General features: G+C 53.1%; 19 protein-coding genes. 6 read left to right on the plus strand and 13 right to left on the minus strand.

From position 1 onward, the window contains the following. Window positions 1–34: 34 nt before the first annotated feature. The 13 genes from K0I63_RS11960 to trmJ all read right to left on the minus strand — a co-directional run bounded on the left by K0I63_RS11960 (window position 35) and on the right by trmJ (window position 10,381). Complete coding sequence (locus tag K0I63_RS11960) at window positions 35–1,051, minus strand: aspartate-semialdehyde dehydrogenase (RefSeq protein ID WP_011866105.1); 1,017 nt, start codon at window positions 1,049–1,051, stop codon at window positions 35–37. Window positions 1,052–1,053: 2 nt separating this feature from the next. Then, on the minus strand, window positions 1,054–2,184 hold the full coding sequence (locus tag K0I63_RS11965) for a 4-phosphoerythronate dehydrogenase (RefSeq protein WP_220081194.1): 1,131 nt from the start codon (window positions 2,182–2,184) through the stop codon (window positions 1,054–1,056). A 144-nt stretch (window positions 2,185–2,328) separates the two neighbouring features. Beyond that, on the minus strand, window positions 2,329–2,760 hold the full coding sequence (gene ndk / locus K0I63_RS11970) for a nucleoside-diphosphate kinase (RefSeq protein WP_220081195.1): 432 nt from the start codon (window positions 2,758–2,760) through the stop codon (window positions 2,329–2,331). A 201-nt stretch (window positions 2,761–2,961) separates the two neighbouring features. Next, window positions 2,962–3,153: a Fe-S cluster assembly protein IscX gene (gene iscX / locus K0I63_RS11975; protein WP_011866108.1), complete on the minus strand. Its 192-nt coding sequence runs from the start codon at window positions 3,151–3,153 to the stop codon at window positions 2,962–2,964. Window positions 3,154–3,272: 119 nt separating this feature from the next. Then, window positions 3,273–3,608: an ISC system 2Fe-2S type ferredoxin gene (fdx, locus tag K0I63_RS11980; RefSeq protein WP_011866109.1), complete on the minus strand. Its 336-nt coding sequence runs from the start codon at window positions 3,606–3,608 to the stop codon at window positions 3,273–3,275. An 8-nt stretch (window positions 3,609–3,616) separates the two neighbouring features. Then, window positions 3,617–5,479, minus strand: coding sequence for a Fe-S protein assembly chaperone HscA (hscA, locus tag K0I63_RS11985; protein ID WP_220081196.1), 1,863 nt, complete (start codon window positions 5,477–5,479; stop codon window positions 3,617–3,619). A 72-nt stretch (window positions 5,480–5,551) separates the two neighbouring features. Further along, entirely contained in the window at window positions 5,552–6,073 is a 522-nt protein-coding gene (gene hscB, locus K0I63_RS11990; protein WP_220081197.1) for a co-chaperone HscB, read from the minus strand. 15 nt (window positions 6,074–6,088) lie between these two features. Continuing rightward, window positions 6,089–6,412 carry an iron-sulfur cluster assembly protein IscA gene (gene iscA / locus K0I63_RS11995; RefSeq protein ID WP_011866112.1) on the minus strand — a complete coding sequence of 108 codons (324 nt, stop codon included), beginning with the start codon at window positions 6,410–6,412 and terminating at the stop codon, window positions 6,089–6,091. A gap of 14 nt (window positions 6,413–6,426) precedes the next feature. Continuing rightward, entirely contained in the window at window positions 6,427–6,810 is a 384-nt protein-coding gene (iscU, locus tag K0I63_RS12000; protein ID WP_011866113.1) for a Fe-S cluster assembly scaffold IscU, read from the minus strand. A gap of 36 nt (window positions 6,811–6,846) precedes the next feature. After that, a complete protein-coding gene (locus tag K0I63_RS12005; protein ID WP_220042709.1) occupies window positions 6,847–8,061 on the minus strand; it encodes an IscS subfamily cysteine desulfurase in 1,215 nt (404 codons plus the stop codon). 77 nt (window positions 8,062–8,138) lie between these two features. Next, window positions 8,139–8,600: a Fe-S cluster assembly transcriptional regulator IscR gene (iscR, locus tag K0I63_RS12010; protein WP_011866115.1), complete on the minus strand. Its 462-nt coding sequence runs from the start codon at window positions 8,598–8,600 to the stop codon at window positions 8,139–8,141. A gap of 196 nt (window positions 8,601–8,796) precedes the next feature. Then, window positions 8,797–9,618: a serine O-acetyltransferase gene (gene cysE / locus K0I63_RS12015; RefSeq protein ID WP_011866116.1), complete on the minus strand. Its 822-nt coding sequence runs from the start codon at window positions 9,616–9,618 to the stop codon at window positions 8,797–8,799. A 4-nt stretch (window positions 9,619–9,622) separates the two neighbouring features. Continuing rightward, window positions 9,623–10,381 carry a tRNA (cytosine(32)/uridine(32)-2'-O)-methyltransferase TrmJ gene (trmJ, locus tag K0I63_RS12020; protein ID WP_011866117.1) on the minus strand — a complete coding sequence of 253 codons (759 nt, stop codon included), beginning with the start codon at window positions 10,379–10,381 and terminating at the stop codon, window positions 9,623–9,625. A gap of 157 nt (window positions 10,382–10,538) precedes the next feature. Here trmJ and suhB point away from each other — a divergent pair, with 157 nt between their 5' ends. The 6 genes from suhB (at window position 10,539) to K0I63_RS12050 (ending at window position 15,102) form a co-directional block, all read left to right on the plus strand. Then, window positions 10,539–11,342 carry an inositol-1-monophosphatase gene (gene suhB / locus K0I63_RS12025; protein ID WP_011866118.1) on the plus strand — a complete coding sequence of 268 codons (804 nt, stop codon included), beginning with the start codon at window positions 10,539–10,541 and terminating at the stop codon, window positions 11,340–11,342. Between the two features lie 343 nt (window positions 11,343–11,685). Beyond that, a complete protein-coding gene (locus K0I63_RS12030; RefSeq protein WP_220081198.1) occupies window positions 11,686–12,858 on the plus strand; it encodes an NnrS family protein in 1,173 nt (390 codons plus the stop codon). A gap of 108 nt (window positions 12,859–12,966) precedes the next feature. Further along, the gene (locus tag K0I63_RS12035) at window positions 12,967–13,371 is read left to right on the plus strand and encodes a phosphate-starvation-inducible protein PsiE (RefSeq protein WP_011866120.1); all 405 of its coding nucleotides are present in this window, start codon (window positions 12,967–12,969) and stop codon (window positions 13,369–13,371) included. A 315-nt stretch (window positions 13,372–13,686) separates the two neighbouring features. After that, the gene (locus K0I63_RS12040; RefSeq protein ID WP_011866121.1) at window positions 13,687–13,989 is read left to right on the plus strand and encodes a PilZ domain-containing protein; all 303 of its coding nucleotides are present in this window, start codon (window positions 13,687–13,689) and stop codon (window positions 13,987–13,989) included. 113 nt (window positions 13,990–14,102) lie between these two features. After that, a complete protein-coding gene (locus tag K0I63_RS12045) occupies window positions 14,103–14,771 on the plus strand; it encodes an AAA family ATPase (RefSeq protein ID WP_011866122.1) in 669 nt (222 codons plus the stop codon). Then, window positions 14,758–15,102 carry a replication protein RepA gene (locus tag K0I63_RS12050; protein WP_220081199.1) on the plus strand — a complete coding sequence of 115 codons (345 nt, stop codon included), beginning with the start codon at window positions 14,758–14,760 and terminating at the stop codon, window positions 15,100–15,102. The genes K0I63_RS12045 and K0I63_RS12050 overlap by 14 nt, the downstream gene beginning before the upstream one ends. Window positions 15,103–15,129: the final 27 nt, after the last annotated feature.

Raw genomic sequence — 15,129 nt, forward strand, 5'->3', positions numbered from 1 at the left:
ACTTATGCGCTACTTAGCCCCTTAGGGCCAGGGATCAGTAGTAGTCTCTGACCAAGACTTCGGCGATCTGCACGCTGTTGAGCGCCGCGCCTTTTCTAATGTTATCAGACACAACCCAGAGGTTAATGCCGTTAGGATGAGAGATATCTTCGCGCACGCGGCCCACGTATACAGGATCGGTTCCTGCCGCTTCGGTTACTGCCGTTGGATACTCTTCGTTAGACTCGAACAGCTCCACGCCAGGCGCATCACGCAACACGGCCTTAACATCCTCGGCGCTCACCGGCTGCACGGTTTCGATATGCACCGCCTCAGAGTGACCATAGAATACCGGCACACGCACCGCGGTTGGGTTAACCACTATCTGGTCATCACCGAAGATCTTCTGGGTTTCCCAGACCATCTTCATCTCTTCTTTGGTGTAGCCGTTGTCCATAAACTTATCGATCTGTGGCAACACGTTAAAGGCGATCTGCTTTGGATAGGCCTTAGGCTCTACCGGTAGTCCCTGAAGCAGCTTGGCACACTGATTAGCCAGCTCTTCGATGGCCTGCTTGCCCGAGCCAGATACAGACTGGTAGGTCGCCACATTGATACGTGAGATCCCGTAAGCATCATAGATAGGCTTAAGGGCAACCAGCATCTGGATAGTCGAACAGTTTGGGTTGGCGATGATGTTGCGATTACGGAAATCGGCGATCGCCTGTGGGTTCACCTCGGGAACGACCAGAGGGATATCGATGTCGTAACGGAAGTGTGAGGTGTTATCGATCACCACACAACCGTGCTCGGCGGCGATGGGCGCCCACTTGGCCGACACGTCACCGCCCGCTGAGAAGAAACCTATCTGCGCCTGAGACCAATCGAAGGTCTCCACATCTAAAATTTCGACCTGTTTACCATGGAAAGTTACCGTGTCGCCCGCACTACGACTACTGGCCAGAGGATACAAGTTGGCAACGGGAAAGTTGCGCTCTTCGAGGATCTCAATCATTGTTTGACCCACGGCTCCCGATGCACCTAAAACGACGACGTTAAATTCCTGCGACATAATTACAGACCGACTCCTGAAAAACCTAATTCGAGCAACCAATCTACATCAGAACCCGCGGTATTGGCTAGCATTAACGCGCTAAATTCACGTCGATGCTTATGATTTTTTCTCATCAGGTCGAAGCCTTTGTTATTTTGAAAGCGCTGGCGAAACAGTTCGTCGTCATCGCGCAGGTCATAGACCAGGCGCACCAGGCTCAGCAAGGCCTTTTCATCGGGCACAGACAAGGGTGACAACTGATGACTCCAGAGCGGTGGCAGCAGGCTGGCAAGCGACTTGTCGACCTCCCTGCCCAGCTGCGCCATCAAGGCCTGATACAGCATGAAGGTGCCGCGGGCCTTGCCCTCCAGGCTATAGCCAGCGATGTGTGGGGTGGCTACCTCAACCAGTGGCACCAGCTCGGGCAGTGGCAGAGGCTCCCCCTCCCATACATCCAGCACCAGCTTAAGATCGCTGCGCTGCTTTTTCACCTCGATAAGCGCTCGGTTATCGATCACCTCACCGCGGCAGCAGTTCAGCAGCCAGGTGTCTTCGGCAAGTGTGTTCAGGCGCTTCTTATCAAACAGATAGTGGGTGGGATGCTCGCCATCTCGAGTCAGGGGCACATGCAGGGAGATCACATCGCAGCGCTCGATAAGCGTATCTAACGAGACAAACTCTCGCTCATCACCCGCCTCTTCTAGCAAGGGATCGTTGAGCAGGGTCTTCACGCCATAAGCCTGCAGGCACTTTTGCAGCGCCGTGCCCGTGTTACCCGCACCAACTATGCCGACCGTCTTGCCCTTGAGTGGACTGTGAAAGCGCCTGGCCAGCTCCAGCATGGCATTGAAGGCGTATTCGCCGACGGCCACCGCGTTACAGCCCGGCGCATTGGTGCAGAAGATGCCGCGCTGCTTAAGATAGTCCAAGTCCAGATGATCCATGCCTATGGTGGCGCTACCCACGAAGGAGAGCCTGTCGCAGCCATCCAGTAGGCTCTTATTCACCTTAGTGACAGAACGCACCAGCAGCACATCGGCATCTTTTACCTGAGCCTGGGTCAGGGTGCGGCCATCGACCATCACCACCTCACCAAGATCGGCAAACAGGGCTTCGACATAGGGCATGTTTTCATCGGCTACAATTTTCATCGACTTCTCTTCACAGTTTACTTGGGGCTACTTTATCGTATTATTTCGCCGTACTATTTTGCCGCACTATTTTTTTGCAGTAAATTTCGGGCACAAAAAAGGAGCCCTAAGGCTCCTTTTCGAGTGTTTTGCATCGGACTCGGATTAACGAGTACGTGGGCAAAGTTCTTCAGCGCTGAAGAAGTAAGCGATTTCACGCTCTGCAGAAGCAACGGCGTCAGAACCGTGAACGGCGTTCTCGTCGATGCTGTCAGCGAAATCAGCACGCAGAGTGCCACGAGCCGCTTCAGCTGGGTTAGTTGCACCCATGATTTCACGGTTAGCCATAACAGCGTTTTCGCCTTCCAGTACTTGAACCATGATAGGACCAGAAGTCATGAACTCAACCAGTGCGCCGAAGAAAGGACGCTCGCTGTGCTCGGCGTAGAAGCCTTCAGCTTGTTCTTTGCTTAGGTGAACCATTTTAGAAGCGATGATTTTCAGGCCAGCGGTTTCAAAACGGTTGTAGATAGCACCGATGTGGTTTTTAGCAACGGCATCAGGCTTGATGATAGAAAAAGTACGTTCGATAGCCATGTCTAGCTTCCTTCATTAAACAGGTTTTTAAAAATTCGCGCGGATTATACGAAATTAAATCCGAAAAACCTACCTTTATAGCGAGATGAATGAGACATTCATCAAACCGTCATCTAGGCTGGCGCGATCCGGCTAGCAAACTGGCATGTGCAAATCGAAACCAGCTAGTAAGCGAGCGAGACTTTAAACCTCGAAACCGGCTCAGTACTCGTTGATCCAGCAGGCCTGAATCGCCTCCAGGATCCGCTCGTTGCAATGGTTGGGATCGTCGTCAAACTCATCCAGTGCCAGGATCCATTCCCGCAGATCGGTGAAGCGGATCTTGGCGGGATCCACATCGGGATGAGCCTCGAGCAGACTGAGCGCCACATCGAGAGAATCTATCCATTTCATTGTCTTACCTCTATCGCAAATGCTTATCCTTTAAGTTTAGCCCCTAGAAAATTGGCAGGATCAAAAAAGCCGGTCTGATAGACCGGCTTTCTTTGAGATTGCTAATACATTAAGCAGGCTTAGCCTTCACTCACCATGTTGATGGTGTATTTAGGGATCTCGACCACGAGATCGCTGTCAGGCACCTTAGACTGGCACGACAGACGGCTCTCAGGCTCCAGGCCCCAAGCCTTATCCAGCATGTCATCTTCCAGCTCATCGCTCTCTTCCAGCTCATCGAAGCCTTCACGAATGATCACATGACAAGTGGTACAGGCACAGGATTTCTCACAGGCGTGCTCTATGGTGATGCCGTTACGCAGCGCCACATCCAGCACAGTCTCGCCCACCTGGGCCTCGACTACCGCGCCGTCCGGGCATAACTCTTCATGGGGTAAAAAAACTATCTGAGGCATATTGTTACCTATATATTGTCAACCGACTGGCCCTTGAGCGCCAATCGAATGGAATTATCCATACGTTTCGCGGCAAAGTCCTGGCTGGCATCGTCCAGCGCAGCAATTGCCTTCTCGATGGCGTCAGTATCCGACTGGCTCGCCACCTGTGCCAAATTGGCCATGCCCGCCTGGATGGTCGCCGCTTCCGCTTCGTCCAGCAGATCGCCATCTTTGGCCAACGCCGCCGACAGGGACTCTAATACCCTTGCCGCTTCTACCTGCTGCTCCGCTAACATGCGGCGCTCGATATCCTCTTTGGCATGGGCCATAGAATCTTTGAGCATGGTACCGATCTCTTCGTCGGTCAGCCCGAAGGAAGGCTTCACCTGAATGCTCGCCTGCACGCCAGAAGATTTCTCCATGGCGGTCACGCTGAGCAAGCCATCGGCATCGACCTGGAAGGTGACACGAATATGCGCCGCGCCGGCTGCCATAGGCGGAATGCCCTTGAGGGTAAAGCGTGCCAACGAGCGACAATCGGCCACCAGCTCACGCTCACCCTGCACCACATGAAATGCCATGGCCGTCTGACCATCTTTAAAGGTGGTGAACTCCTGGGCGCGGGCGACCGGAATCGTGGTGTTACGAGACACCACCTTCTCCACCAGGCCACCCATGGTTTCGATACCCAGCGACAGCGGGATAACATCCAGCAGTAGCAGATCAGACTCTGGCTTGTTACCCACCAGAATATCAGCCTGAATCGCGGCGCCGATAGCCACCACTCGATCGGGATCGATTGAGGTCAGCGGCGCCTTGCCGAAGAAGCCTTCGACGCGCTCACGCACCAGAGGCACGCGGGTCGAGCCGCCCACCATCACGGTTTCCAGCACTTCATCGTTACTGATCCCCGCATCGCGCAGTGCGCGGCGACAGCTGGCGATGGTTTTCTTCACCAGAGATTCGATAAGCGCGTCAAACTGCGCCTTCTCAACAACTTGTTCATGAACGTTGCCCTGCTCCAGGGTCAGACTTGCGGTCACGCTAGCCTGTTCGGTCAGGGCCTCTTTCACGCGGCGACTCTCAATCAGTAGCGCACGGCGCTCACTGGCTGTAAGGCTGGTGAGATGCCAGCTACTCTGCAGATGTTCGGCCAGGGCGTGATCGAAGTCATCGCCACCCAGCGCCGAGTCACCGCCGGTCGCCAGTACCTCAAACACGCCTTTGTACAGGCGCAGAATCGAGATATCGAAGGTACCGCCGCCCAGGTCATAGATGGCAATCACCCCTTCCTGGCCTGAGTCCAGACCATAGGCGATGGCGGCCGCCGTCGGCTCATTGAGCAGACGCAGCACCTTGACACCAAGCAGGTTTGCCGCCTCTTTGGTGCCCTGACGCTGGGCGTCATCGAAATAGGCCGGCACTGTGATCACCACGCCTTCTAAAGCGCCGCCAAGGGTCTTCTCGGCGCGATCCACTAGTGGCCTTAAGATGTCGGCAGAGATCTGAATGGGATTAAATTGCCCCGCCTGAGTATTGAACAGTGGCAGGCCATTTTCGCTGGCAGAGAAATGATAAGGTAGCGAGGCATCCTTGGCCTGAATATCACTCAGGCTGCGGCCCATGAAACGCTTCACCGAGACCACGGTATTGAGTGGGTCCTGGGCGGAGAAACGCTCGGCATCCACGCCAACCTGCACTCCGTCCTCGCTGTAACGCACAACGGAAGCCAGGGCATGACGACCAGATTCGTCGGCCAGGGTATCGGCTACGCCGCTGCGCACGGCCGCCACCAGTGAGTTGGTCGTACCTAAGTCAATGCCTACCGCCAGCCTGTGCTGGTGCGGCGCGGCGCTCTGTCCGGGTTCAGCGATCTGCAAAAGTGCCATATCTTTCCAACTTAAAAAAATAAAGGCTCAGTCGACCGCAATCGACGACAGAGCCATAAAAAACATTCGCGCTTAAAAGAGAGCGTCTTCGGCTCGCTCGAGTTCCGCCTGCAACTTATCCATAAACTTGAGTTTACGCACCAGATCCGCGGCCTGCTCCAGAACTGAAGCCTCTTCACTGCCTATCTTTTGCGCCAGCTGCGCCGTGATATCGCTGCGATACTCGCCAAAGGATTGATGCAGGTGCTCGATAGCCTCATCGGGATCATCGCAATCGCTAATCTCCTCCAGCGCCTCGCGCCACTCCATCTGCTGCATTAAAAACATTGTGTCTTTAACCGTGGTGGATTCGTGGCTGAGGTCGATTCCCTTAAGGCTGAGCATGTGCTCGGCGCGCGAGATGGGATGTTTCAGGGTGTTATAACCATCGTTAACCTGAGCGGTGTGCTGCACCGCCAGGCGCTTGTCCTGCTCGCTGGCATTAGCAAACTTGTCAGGGTGCACCGCACGCTGCAGTTCGCGATACCGCTCTGAAAGCAGTGCGGTATCTAGCTCAAACGATGGCGATAAACTAAACAACTCAAAATAGTTCATGTATCTCGATTCGCTCTAAACGGTGAAGCTCTCGCCGCAGCCACACTCCCCTTTCGCATTGGGGTTGTTGAACTGGAAGCCCTCGTTGAGTCCCTCTTTGACGAAATCTAACTCGATCCCTTGCAGGTAGATGAAACTCTTGGCATCGATGATGATTTTCACCCCATCGATCTCATAAACTTCATCGTCGTCGTTGAGTTCGTCGACGAACTCCAGCACGTATGCCATGCCGGAGCAGCCGGACGTCTTCAGTCCCAAACGTAATCCGATACCTTTACCGCGGTTGGCCAAGAAGCTTCTTACTCGATCGGCCGCCGCCGGTGTCATCGTTATTGCCATTATTACTCCGACTATTACTTTTCGTGCTTAGCCTTGTACTCGTCTAACGCTGCCTTGATGGCGTCTTCAGCCAAGATTGAGCAGTGAATTTTCACAGGCGGTAGGGCAAGCTCTTCAGCAATATCCGTATTTTTAATCGCTTGCGCTTCTTCAATCGTCTTGCCCTTCACCCACTCGGTGACCAGAGAGCTTGACGCGATAGCGCTACCACAGCCGTAAGTCTTGAACTTGGCATCTTCGATGATACCGTTGTCGTCGATCTTCAGCTGAAGCTTCATGACGTCACCACAGGCAGGCGCACCTACCATGCCGGTAACTACTGAAGGGTCGTTCTTGTCGAATGAACCTACGTTACGCGGGTTCTCATAATGATCTATTACTTTTTCACTGTAAGCCATGATTCTGCTCCAATCTCTATTCGTTTATCGGCCGGATTAATGGTGTGCCCACTGCACTGTTGACAGGTCAACACCATCTTTAAACATCTCCCACAATGGAGACATCTCTCTCAACTGACCGATAGACTTGGTAATGGTCTCGATCGCATGGTCAATCTCCTCTTCAGTCGTGAAACGACCGATAGAGAAACGGATTGAGCTGTGCGCCATTTCATCGTCTAATCCTAATGCACGAAGCACATAGCTAGGCTCTAAACTTGCTGAGGTACAGGCAGAACCAGAAGAGACCGCCAGATCTTTCAGCGCCATCATCAAAGACTCACCTTCGACGAAGTTAAAGCTGACGTTCAGGCTGCCGCAGTATCTTTGCTCTGCATCACCGTTGATATAGGTTTCTTCGATATGCTTGATGCCGTCCCACAGTCTGTCGCGCAGACGACGGATACGAGCGTTATCGCTTTCCATGTCGGCCTTGGCAATCGCCGCCGCTTCACCCATGCCCACAATTTGGTGAGTCGCCAGGGTACCACTGCGCATGCCGCGCTCGTGTCCACCACCGTGCATGGTCGCTTCCAGACGAATACGTGGCTTACGACGGACATACAGGGCGCCAATGCCTTTAGGGCCGTACATCTTGTGAGCCGAGATAGACATGAGGTCGACCTTGCTCTGTTGCAGGTCGATAGGTAGCTTGCCGGCACTCTGTGCCGCATCCACGTGGAAGATCACCTTCTTGGCACGGCATAGCTCGCCGATGGCGTCGATATCATGGATCACGCCAATCTCATTGTTAACATGCATCAGGCTGAGCAGTATGGTGTCTTCACGCATCGCCGCTTCGAGCTTCTCGATAGGGATGATGCCGTTTGACTCAGGCTCAAGGTAAGTCACCTCGAAGCCTTCACGCTCTAGCTGACGACAGGTGTCCAGCACGGCCTTATGTTCTGTCTTACTGGTGATGATGTGCTTGCCTTTCTTATGATAAAAATGCGCAACACCCTTGATGGCCAGGTTGTCAGACTCGGTAGCACCCGAGGTGAACACGATCTCGCGTGGATCGGCGTTGATCAGCTCGGCGACCTGGTTACGGGCGATATCCACCGCCTCTTCGGCCTGCCAGCCGTAACGGTGAGAACGTGAAGCGGGGTTACCAAAAATCCCGTCCATCGTCATGTATTGCATCATTTTCTCTGCCACGCGCGGATCGACCGGCGTCGTAGCAGCATAATCTAAATAAATAGGAAGCTTCATCTCACACTCCGTACTGAGTAGTCATGGCGCGACCACTTAACCACGTACATATAGTAATAATTAATAACAAAGTTAACTTACAGGGTTACCCTTTGTTCCTGTTGCATCTTGTCTTGCTTGATTGAGATAAATTGCACATCTCGCTTGTTCATCAGACCCGCAAGGCTAATGCCATTTAAAAAATCTGAAATCTGTTTGCTCAAATCGCCCCAGAGCGAATGGGTTAAACATCGGGTGCCGCTCTGACAATTTCCCAAACCTTGACAACGTGTGGCGTCGACCGACTCATCTACCGCCCTAACCACCATGCCCACGGAAATATCGCTGGCGTCGAAACCGAGACGATAACCGCCGCCGGGTCCTCTGACGCTGGAGACTAATCCGTGCTTACGTAATTTAGCGAAGAGTTGTTCAAGATAGGAAAGGGAGATTCCCTGACGCTCGGAGATGTCAGCTAATGGGACCGGGCCAGAAGTAGAATGCATTGCAACGTCTAACATTGCCGTTACCGCATACCGACCTTTTGAAGTTAGTTTCATAGCTACCACTGCTCTCTAAAATGCTTGGGTCAATTCAACCATACTTGACTGTTTTAGTCAAGTATAAAACCTAGCAGATTAGTCAGGTATTAAGGACGTTATCGGAAACAGGAAATACCCTGCTTCGTTGCTGGGGTATTTAACCTGTTTCAAGGCAAAGATTCAACGCTCAGAGGGCAATAAATCTCACTCTTTATTAAATAATGGGATCAAACTCATCTATCGCCTGCTGGCGCTTCTCGGCCGCGGCCTGCTCGGCGTCGCTAAATTCACCCACTTCAAGCTCGGGAAGGCGCTCGGTACAGACGCTGCCGCCCATGCTCTGCACGGCCTGACACACCTCTTGCACCTTAGAATCCATCAGGTGCATATGATCCAGCATCTTGCCGATGGCATTGGCCACAGGGTCCGGATTATCGGGCGATACCGCGTAGGCATCGAAGCCATATTTCTTGGCCATCTCGGTGCGGCGCTGAACATGCTCCTTGGCCTCTTCGCTGGGCCTGGCCACCTCACGGGCAGGGATCCCCACCACAGTGGTATCTTTTGGCACCTCTTTAACCACCACAGAGTTGGAGCCGACACGCGCCCCATCATGCATGGTGATCGGCCCCAAGATCTTAGCGCCTGCGCCCACTACTACATTGTTGCCCAGGGTCGGGTGACGTTTGCCCGCCTGCCAGGTCGTTCCCCCCAGGGTCACGCCATGGTAGAGGGTACAATCGTTGCCTATCTCGGCGGTCTCCCCTATCACCACGCCCATGCCGTGGTCGATGAAGAAACGGTCACCTATGGTGGCGCCAGGATGGATCTCCACCCCGGTCAGCCAACGGGAGAAAGTTGAGATCATGCGCGCGGTGAGACACCACTTGGCCTTCCAAAGCTTATGGCTGACACGGTGGATCCAAATCGCCTGCATACCAGGGTAGTTGAGCAGGATCTCTAGTGTACCGTTTGCCGCCGGGTCTCTGTGATAGATGGAGGCTATGTCATCTTTAATTCTGGAAATCACGCCCATGGCTCTATTCTTCCTTCGTTGACTGTGCGTCTTGTGTGGCCTGCTGTGCCAATTCAACCTTCTTATCCACCGAGGTCAGGATACCGCGGAGGATGTTCATCTCCTGACTTTCGATTCTCGCCCGGCTAAAGAGACGTCTGAGCTTAGTCATCACCTGCCCCGGATGTTGCTTGATGATAAATCCAGTCGACAGTAGAGTCTTCTCCAGATGAACGAAGAAGTTTTCCTGCTCCTTGGCCAGGGGATAGGCCTGCTCTTCTACGGTCTCGGGATCCATGGCGAGGTGCGCCACGCGCGCCTCATAACAGATGATCTGCACCGCCTGGGCCAGGTTCAGCGAGGTGTACTCAGGATTGGCCGGTATGGTCACATGATAGTTGCACTTTTGCAGTTCGTCGTTGCTCAGGCCGTTACTCTCGCGGCCAAAGACGATGGCTACTGGGCCGTTAACGGCGGCGCCGGCGAGTTTCTCACCCGCCTGACGGGGATCCAGCATAGGCCAGTCCAGGGTGCGGCTACGAGCACTGGTGGCGATCACCAGGCTGCAGTCTGCAATGGCATCTTCCAGACAATCGACGGTGACCGCATGTTTAAGGATATCCGACGCCCCGGCGGCAAGGGCCACAGACTGGCCATCGGGTGCCACCTTGGGTTCGGCGAGATAAAGCGTGGAAAGGCCCATGGTTTTCATGGCACGGGCGGTTGAACCTATATTACCTGGATGAGTGGTTCCTACGAGAACGACACGAATATTGCTAAGCATGAAACAAGTTTGATTTCTTTCTATAGAACAGTGGATTGATGGTACCACAGCGCAAGGGGATCCCTTAATATAAAAATCTATATTTGATATAACGCTTGAAAAGCGTATAATACGCGCCGATTATTTATATCTGTTCTTTAACATCCAGGGGATTGTAATGCATCCGATGCAGACCATCGCCGTGCGCGCCGCTCGCGCCGCCGGCCAAACAATTATGCGTGCCTATACCGAACTCGACCGTGTAGAAGTTAGCGCAAAAGGTATCAATGACTACGTGACTAACGTAGATAAAGAAGCTGAAGCTGCCATTACATATCAAATCCGCAAGTCGTACCCGGACCACACCATAGTGGGTGAAGAAAATGGTGAGAACAAGGGTCAAAACAGCGACTACATGTGGATTGTCGATCCTCTGGATGGCACTAACAACTTTGTTAGAGGCATCCCTCATTTCGCGGTATCTATCGCCGTACAACACAAAGGCAAGACCGAAGTTGCCGTCGTCTACGATCCTGTTCGTGACGAGCTGTTCACTGCCGTGCGCGGTAAAGGCGCCAAGCTAAACGATTTCCGTATTCGCGTAAGCAAGGCGAGCGATCTCGATGAGGCCATCGTGGGTACAGGTTTCCCCTTCAAGGCGAAGCAACACACTGAAACTTACATGAAACTTTTTGCTTCTACCTTTAGCCAATGTGCCGATCTGCGCCGTGCAGGTTCAGCCGCCCTGGATCTGGCTTATGTAGCAGCGGGTCGTATGGACGCCTTCTTCGAGATCGGTCTCAAGCCTTGGGATATCGCTGCTGGCGACCTGATCGTCCGCGAAGCCGGCGGTACCGTCACCGACTTTACCGGTAACCATGGCTACATGGGTTCAGGCAACATCATCGCAGGTAGCCCTAAGGCGACTGTTGCCATGGTGAAGAGCTTCCGTCCTCTGCTGAGCGATGCCCTTAAGCGTTAGTCCCCGGATTAAACAGCATCACACGCTAAAGACCGCCTTCAAGGCGGTTTTTTTATGTCTGAATTTTAAGGCATCTGTTAATCGATTTTGTTTATGTCTTCGAGTAGCGCTTTTCTCTAAGTCTATCCTGCATTCAACCATCAGTTGCCATAAGCTTTCCTCAAGAGTGCCCCTTGTTAAAAGCCGCCACGCGAAAAATGCTAGATGAAGAAGCCGCCTTCATTCAAAGCCGGTGCCCTGATTCAATCGACATTCATTAAAAGCAAGCAGTGCTTATTTACATGTATATAAATTACACCTTATAATATCCGACATAATTACTCGGATATTTAATGAGACGCGTATGCTTAACATAGACGAACCCGCCCATCTCCAACCCAAACTCGCCCTGCTGCGTTTGGGATTTCGTCCCTTCTTCCTGTTTGGCGCCCTGTTCAGCCTAGTCGCCCTGGCGCTGTGGGGCAGCTTCCTCACCGGTCGTCTCGGCTTCACGCCCCATGGAAATCCGCTATGGTGGCACGGCCATGAGATGCTATTCGGCTTCGTGATGGCGATTGTCGCCGGCTTCCTGCTAACCGCCTCCCAGACCTGGACCGGCCAGAAGAGCATCAAGGGCTGGCCTCTGGGCGCCCTCTTCCTGCTATGGCTGGCGCCGCGCATCTTGCTGGCAAACAATCAATGGGGCACATTTGAGGTAGTCGCCATGCTGGATCTGCTGTTCGCTCCGGCGGCCGCGCTGGTATTGGCGAGACAAGTGATCGCCGTCAGACAATGGCGCAACTTTGCCTTCATCCCCATCCTGCTGTTGCTTACTGTGGCCAACGCCCTGAGTTACTACGGCGTCAGCAGCCAAAACAGTCTGCTGGTATCCCACGCCTTTCACGGCGCCACCATCTTAATGGTGACCATAGTGGCCCTCATCGGCGGTCGGGTGATCCCCTTCTTCACCGACAGAGCCACACAGTGGCAGCGACTGGACAACATCTCCTGGCTGGAAAAGCTCACCTTCGTCAGCTTGATGGCGCTCTTTATCGCCATGCTTATCGGTCAGTCCCTTGCAATAATGCTCTGCGCCGCCGTGGCCGGGATCACCCTACTGGTGCGCTGGTCCCGTTGGGGCGTGCAGTCTACCTTTGGTGTGCCACTGCTCTGGTCACTACATCTGAGTTATCTCTGTATTCCTGTGGGTCTACTGCTGATCGCTGTGGGCGCTAGCGTCTCCGCCGGTCTGCATGCCATGACGGTGGGGGGACTCGGCGGCATGATCCTGGCGATGATGGCGAGGGTCTCGTTAGGTCACACGGGTCGTAACCTCTTGCCACCTAAGGTGATGACGGGCGCTTTTGCGCTGATCCTCATCTCGACCATCACCCGAGTCTTGGCCAGCCTGTTCCCGACGCAGTTTATGCTCTGGCTGACTATAGCACTGGTCGCCTGGATCTTTGCCTTTGGCACCTTCGTTATCTGTTATGCCCCTATTTTGCTCACGCCAAGGGTAGATGGCAGACCAGGCTAGGCGCCTAACAGAGGCTAAAGCGTCAGATTGTGAAAAGCATCACACCCAGACGCTGGCGTAGCGCTCAATACTTGTTACCATCTATAAAAACACAATTGAGCGCTATTTATGGGAAAACTCTACACGCAATATGGCTCTAAAAGCCTCAAAGCAATAGAACATTTTGTTTTAATTATCATCGCCATCGCCACCATAGTGGCCATAGGGCAAGAGATAGCGCACATCATCAAGATGGGAGAAGTGGCGCTGGCGGATCTGCTGCTACTCTTCATCTATCTCGAGGTGCTGGCCATGGTGGCCAACTACGCCGAGTCCGGTAAGTTGCCGGTGCGGATGCCGCTCTATATAGCTATCGTCGCCCTGGCCCGTTATCTGATTCTCGATATGAAGGGAATGGAAGACTGGCGCATTCTGGCTATCTCAGTATCTACCCTGGTGCTTGCCAGCACGGTTATCGTGATCCGCTGGGGTCAGCTAAAGCTTCCCTATCCGCGCAAAGAGGACGACCACTAGCCTGTTTATGAGCCAGTGAGCTCTAGGCCACCAATAACAGACAAGTTACGGGGCGGTAAGCTATTAAGACGGTATGCTACTAAAACGGAAAACGCCGCCCCTCTTATCATTAAATGCCTGACTTAGCCGACATAGACACCCCAAGCGTCACTGCGAACCTATTCACTCCTCATCGCTCCTCACTAGCCGGTGTACCCATTAGCTCGCCTGCAAATAACTAACCGTTATTCATGTTGTTATAACTATTATTTCACTCATAAACTGTGCTACGTTTAAAGGGCTTTACCCCTATCTCTAACAGCAAGGAATATTCTGATGGATCAAAGCCACGAAGATTTTGAAGAACGCCGTCAATCCCTGCGGGTTGACATGGAAGCCGAACGCATACTGATCTCATGGACAGATGGCTTAGGCGTGGTGCACACAGATGATGCTATCTGTATGGATCTGGCACGTCGTGGTGTGCTGATTGAATACAAGCAGGCATTTACCCTGGGCGAGCTGCTCACCGTTACCTTCAATCCCAACACAGATAAACAAAACAGCATCAAGGCTCAGGTGTGTCGCTGCAGCGAATGTGCCCCGCACCGTTTCCAGGTTGCGATGCAAATTATTTAGGCTTTTCAGTGAACTAAAAACGGGAGTTCAGGCAGTATCCATAACTCTGTTCTATACTAAACAGCACAAGTTCTGCGACATAAATCAGTGCCAATGCTTGAGGGAGACACGCTATGATTCTGCTTGTTGGGGGTGAGAAAGGCGGCGCGGGCAAGAGTTGCCTGGCCCAGAATATCGCCGTACATATCACTCAAAAATTCAATGCCAACGTATTGATGGTCGACTGCGATCCCCAGCGCACCACCTCAGACTGGATCCAGGCCCGTAACGAAGATGCCAGCCTGCCCGCGATCAACTGTATCCAACTGTACGGTAAAATTCGTAATGATCTGCTTGGGTTGGACCAAAGGTTTGACTATGTGATTGTCGACTGTGGCGGTCAGGACAACCTGGCCATGCGTGCGGCCATGTCGGTAGCCACCTATGTGGTGCTGCCACTCAGGCCCAAGCGGCGCGATCTCAAGACCCTCCCCCATATGGAAGACATGCTCAGCACCTGTAAGATGGTTAACCCTAAGATGGTTGCTACCGTGGTGATGACACAATGCCCAGCGCTGCCCAGCCAATATAAACGCATATTGGAGGCCAAAGAGGTGGTTGAGTCATTTGGGCTGAGGGTATTGGACGCGGTAACCTTTAGCCGCAACGTCTACGATGACAGTGAAGAACAGGGATCGTCGGTCATCGAAATCGAACCGGATGGAAAAGCCGCCGCCGAGATACGTGCTATCGCCGATGAACTGTTTGCGATACCACCAGAAAATTCCTATGAGCTTAACTGATCTTAAACGTCGTAAATCCAAACCTCGCAAGAAATTGTCGGTTGAAGATTTTATCGAGGATGCCAACAACTATGCGTTTGGTCAGCCGAGCCTTGCCAATCGCGTCAAGAAATCGCGCAAAACCAACACCACGGTCAATCAGAAGAAACAGGCGAGTCGCATCTTTCGCCACGCAACCTTCACCTTGACCGAGACCTGCATAGCCCAGCTCAATACCCTGGCGAAGGAGAGCAAGGTCGCCAAGTCACGGCTGATCCGTATGATGATCACCGAGTTCGCCAGCAAATCCAAGGCCGAGCTTGAGGTGCTAATAGAGCTCAGCCAGGACTAGTCATTCGTTAGTGACTATTCGTTGATG

This window comes from Shewanella rhizosphaerae, from assembly GCF_019457655.1.
In the GTDB taxonomy this organism is placed as follows: domain Bacteria; phylum Pseudomonadota; class Gammaproteobacteria; order Enterobacterales; family Shewanellaceae; genus Shewanella; species Shewanella loihica.

What these genes read in the sequence shown, in the direction of transcription:
- ndk (WP_220081195.1), bottom strand. Translation starts at nt 2,760, where the DNA reads ATGGCTATCGAACGTACTTTTTCTATCATCAAGCCTGATGCCGTTGCT.
- hscB (WP_220081197.1), bottom strand. Translation starts at nt 6,073, where the DNA reads ATGAACTATTTTGAGTTGTTTAGTTTATCGCCATCGTTTGAGCTAGAT.
- K0I63_RS12005 (WP_220042709.1), bottom strand. Translation starts at nt 8,061, where the DNA reads ATGAAGCTTCCTATTTATTTAGATTATGCTGCTACGACGCCGGTCGAT.
- cysE (WP_011866116.1), bottom strand. Translation starts at nt 9,618, where the DNA reads ATGGGCGTGATTTCCAGAATTAAAGATGACATAGCCTCCATCTATCAC.
- K0I63_RS12045 (WP_011866122.1), top strand. Translation starts at nt 14,103, where the DNA reads ATGATTCTGCTTGTTGGGGGTGAGAAAGGCGGCGCGGGCAAGAGTTGC.
- K0I63_RS12050 (WP_220081199.1), top strand. Translation starts at nt 14,758, where the DNA reads ATGAGCTTAACTGATCTTAAACGTCGTAAATCCAAACCTCGCAAGAAA.
- iscU (WP_011866113.1), bottom strand. Translation starts at nt 6,810, where the DNA reads ATGGCTTACAGTGAAAAAGTAATAGATCATTATGAGAACCCGCGTAAC.
- iscX (WP_011866108.1), bottom strand. Translation starts at nt 3,153, where the DNA reads ATGAAATGGATAGATTCTCTCGATGTGGCGCTCAGTCTGCTCGAGGCT.
- K0I63_RS12035 (WP_011866120.1), top strand. Translation starts at nt 12,967, where the DNA reads ATGGGAAAACTCTACACGCAATATGGCTCTAAAAGCCTCAAAGCAATA.
- iscR (WP_011866115.1), bottom strand. Translation starts at nt 8,600, where the DNA reads ATGAAACTAACTTCAAAAGGTCGGTATGCGGTAACGGCAATGTTAGAC.
- K0I63_RS12030 (WP_220081198.1), top strand. Translation starts at nt 11,686, where the DNA reads ATGCTTAACATAGACGAACCCGCCCATCTCCAACCCAAACTCGCCCTG.
- trmJ (WP_011866117.1), bottom strand. Translation starts at nt 10,381, where the DNA reads ATGCTTAGCAATATTCGTGTCGTTCTCGTAGGAACCACTCATCCAGGT.
- K0I63_RS12040 (WP_011866121.1), top strand. Translation starts at nt 13,687, where the DNA reads ATGGATCAAAGCCACGAAGATTTTGAAGAACGCCGTCAATCCCTGCGG.
- suhB (WP_011866118.1), top strand. Translation starts at nt 10,539, where the DNA reads ATGCATCCGATGCAGACCATCGCCGTGCGCGCCGCTCGCGCCGCCGGC.
- K0I63_RS11965 (WP_220081194.1), bottom strand. Translation starts at nt 2,184, where the DNA reads ATGAAAATTGTAGCCGATGAAAACATGCCCTATGTCGAAGCCCTGTTT.
- K0I63_RS11960 (WP_011866105.1), bottom strand. Translation starts at nt 1,051, where the DNA reads ATGTCGCAGGAATTTAACGTCGTCGTTTTAGGTGCATCGGGAGCCGTG.
- hscA (WP_220081196.1), bottom strand. Translation starts at nt 5,479, where the DNA reads ATGGCACTTTTGCAGATCGCTGAACCCGGACAGAGCGCCGCGCCGCAC.
- iscA (WP_011866112.1), bottom strand. Translation starts at nt 6,412, where the DNA reads ATGGCAATAACGATGACACCGGCGGCGGCCGATCGAGTAAGAAGCTTC.
- fdx (WP_011866109.1), bottom strand. Translation starts at nt 3,608, where the DNA reads ATGCCTCAGATAGTTTTTTTACCCCATGAAGAGTTATGCCCGGACGGC.